Raw genomic sequence first — 3,422 nt, forward strand, 5'->3', positions numbered from 1 at the left:
TGGATGCCCTGTTTCTTAAGCTGATTGATTGCATCCGGTGTTGTCTCCTTAACAGGATCCGCAATCGCCAGAATCCCCGCTACTTGACCGTCTACAGCGATAAAAATTACTGTGGCGCCATCGGAACGCAGCTCATTGGCTTGGTTGGACATTGAAGATACATTTACAGCTTCTTCTTCCATCAGCATTACATTGCCAAGTGCGACATTTCGCCCTTTGATTCTTCCGACCACGCCCTTGCCAGTTGGTGAGTCAAAATCGTTCATTTCCTCTAAACGCAGTTCCTTGTTTTTGGCCGCCATAACAATAGCGTGAGCCAGAGGATGTTCACTGCCTTGCTCCAATGAAGCAGCCATTTGTAAAAGATCATCAGTATGAAATCCTGGGGCAGCAATAATATTTGTCACGGTCGGTTTTCCTTCGGTCAGTGTTCCGGTCTTGTCAATAACCAGCGTATCAACCTTTTCCATACGTTCCAGTGCTTCAGCGTTTTTTATTAGTACGCCTGCCTGCGCACCTTTACCCACCCCCACCATAATGGACATGGGTGTGGCCAGTCCTAGTGCGCAGGGACAGGCGATAATCAAAACGTTGACAGCAGCGATTAACGCGTAACTGAAAGCAGGTGAAGGTCCGTATATGCTCCAGAAGAAAAAAGCCAGAACAGCCACGATGATGACAGCCGGAACAAACCATGACGCAACGACATCTGCCATTCTCTGGATTGGCGCGCGGCTGCGTTGTGCCTCCGCAACCATATGAACTATTTGTGAGAGCATGGTATCTTTACCGACATGCTCGGCTTTCATGATAAAACTGCCGGTCTGATTCATTGTTCCGCCGATGGCCTTGCTTTCCGGCTCTTTCTTAACGGGCATCGACTCGCCTGTAACCATGGATTCATCAACAGAACTTCGACCTTCGGTGACAATCCCGTCGAGTGGCACCTTTTCGCCGGGGCGCACGCGTAGCAGATCACCGACTTTAATCTGATCTAGCGGCACATCTTCATCTTCGCCGTTTTCAGCAATTCTGCGGGCTGTTTTTGGCGCAAGATCAAGCAAAGCACGGATTGCGCCGCCTGTCTGTTCACGTGCTTTAAGTTCAAGTACCTGCCCGAGAAGAACCAGCACTGTGATTACTGCGGATGCTTCAAAATAAACCGCAACAACTCCATTTTGTCGAAAAGTTTCAGGAAAAATGCCGGGCGCCAATGTTGCCACTATACTGTATAGCCAAGCCACCCCTGTTCCCATGGCAATCAGCGTAAACATATTCAGATTACGACTTCGCAGCGAAGACCAACCTCGTTCGAAAAACGGTTTTCCTGCCCAAAGTACAACCGGCGTGGCCAGTACTAATTGTATCCAGTTGGATAGCATGCCGCTGATGTAATGATGCAGATCAAAAAAGTGCCCGCCCATTTCCAATGTAAAAACTGGCAACGTCAAAACAAGGCCAACCCAAAACCGTTTGCGCATATCTGTTAGCTCAGGATTTTCACCTTCATCACCCGTCATTGTTTCAGGTTCCAACGCCATGCCACAAATCGGGCAGTTTCCTGGTCCGTTTTGCCGGATCTCCGGATGCATGGGACAGGTGTAGATCGTATTTGCCTTATCAGATTGAGAAACGCTAATGGGTTTTTCTGCATGAATATGGTTATGCCCGCAACTTGTGTGCTCATCAGATTCTTGCTCAGGCTTTTTCTGTTCCATCATTTATTTTCCTTTGAAAAAATGATATACCATCGTTGGAAAGCGGCTAACCCCTGCGCCGCATTATTCGATTGAATGAATTTCATCAGTTGTAATCAATTCTTGTAATTGCCGTTCATAATGGTGTGCTTTCTGCTCATCACCGGTTAGCTTTGCTGCTTGTGCTGCGCCGTAAATCCCATTCCGGCGATTGGGCGTTTGAGTCAATGAAGTTTCAAATTCCTCCAGCGCTTCCTGTGGTTTTTTCAGTTCAAGCAGTAATTCGCCTAGCAATTCTCTGGCGGGTTTAATCGCGCCCGGTGTCACATTGTCTTTTTCAGTTGCATCCTCTAATTCGGCTGACGCACGCATCAATTTTTCTGCCTTTTTTGTTTCTCCCTCACCATAAGCAATCCAGGCAGCTACCGCTAAACGCTGAATTTCGATTTGATCTGCTGTATAGTGTTTATTAGCTGTTTTGTCTGAATCACGAAGCGCTTCGATTTGATGCAGGATGGAACGGGCTTCATCGATTTTACCAATTCTGGCCGCACCCAAACCTCGCGCAAAATGTGTTATTGCTTCGCACCAGCCAAACTTTTTCCATGGAAAATCAGCCGGATCAATGTTTAATCTGGCAGCCTCGTGCCAATTGCCGCGTTCTACTGCATAACGTGCAGGGATTGCTGCGAATGCATAAGCGGAAGTGGTATTTTCCGGATGTGCTTTTTTAATTGCCTGGACTTCACGCAAAATTTCCTCGGCCTTTTCTGTTTGACCAGTTTGCAGATAAGCGTAAATCAGATAGTCCATGAAATGCATCTGCTGATCCCAGACAGCCATTTGAGCATTTTTCTTGGCGTAACGCTTTGCAGCATGGTATGCAGCTAAATTAGAGTGGACAGCTTCCTGCCATTTTCCCAGTCTGATAAATATATGCGATGGCATATGTAAGGCGTGCGGTACAGCTGGCGCAATCTGTGCATACTCTCTCGCTGCTTTCAATCCGAATCTTGCTAGTTCCGGATAATCACTGCCGTGGATGATGTAATGTGCCACACCTGGATGACCGGGTTCTTTCTGTAACACCTCTTGCAGCAGATTTAATGCCCTCTTTTGATTCGAGTAAGTTTTATCTTTTGGCGAAGCTGTGGAAATTAGCGCCAGCGCGTAAAATATTGTGGCTTCCGAATCGTCCGGATTGTGTACTAATAACTGTTCCATCGCCTTCTGATAAGCAAGTTTTCTGGTGCCGTAATCTATCATTTCGTCGTCCGGGTACAAGTACCCGGTAGCTTCAAGATACGCACGTTCCCTGTCGGTTTTGGTCATTAATTGTTTGGCACGTTGCAGTGCATCCCGTCCTTTTTGTAACTCTTCTGGTGTCGGGGGTGTTGCCCACAGCTGACGGTAAAGGCTCATGGCAACGCCCCAGTGGCCCATGGCGCAATCCTTGTCTACTGTTGTAACGTAACGAAATGTTTTTTCTGCTTCGTCATACCAAAAGGAATGAAGCATTGCGAGAGCCTGATTAAACAGCTTTTGCGCAGGTGGGGTGCACGATACATGAAAAGTAGCCTCTCCTAGTGTTTCGTCATTAAAAATGCCTGCTTGATGATTGTCGTCTGCACGTATTGACTGAACAGCCAGTAGAAAAAAAGTGAAAGCAATTCCTATGAATGTTTTCATGATATTTGTCCGTATATTGCGTTTAGTTAGTTTATG

2 protein-coding genes are annotated in these 3,422 nt (G+C 46.9%); both read right to left on the minus strand.

All coding sequences use genetic code 11. From position 1 onward, the window contains the following. A partial coding sequence (locus C8R11_RS15705; protein ID WP_181258288.1) for a copper-transporting P-type ATPase occupies positions 1-1,721 on the minus strand: 1,721 nt, incomplete at its 3' end. Between the two features lie 60 nt (positions 1,722-1,781). Beyond that, a complete protein-coding gene (locus tag C8R11_RS15710; RefSeq protein ID WP_107796516.1) occupies positions 1,782-3,386 on the minus strand; it encodes a tetratricopeptide repeat protein in 1,605 nt (534 codons plus the stop codon). Positions 3,387-3,422 lie beyond the last annotated feature (36 nt).

Origin of the sequence: Nitrosomonas aestuarii (assembly GCF_003046585.1) — a bacterium.
Classification (GTDB): Bacteria; Pseudomonadota; Gammaproteobacteria; order Burkholderiales; family Nitrosomonadaceae; genus Nitrosomonas; species Nitrosomonas aestuarii.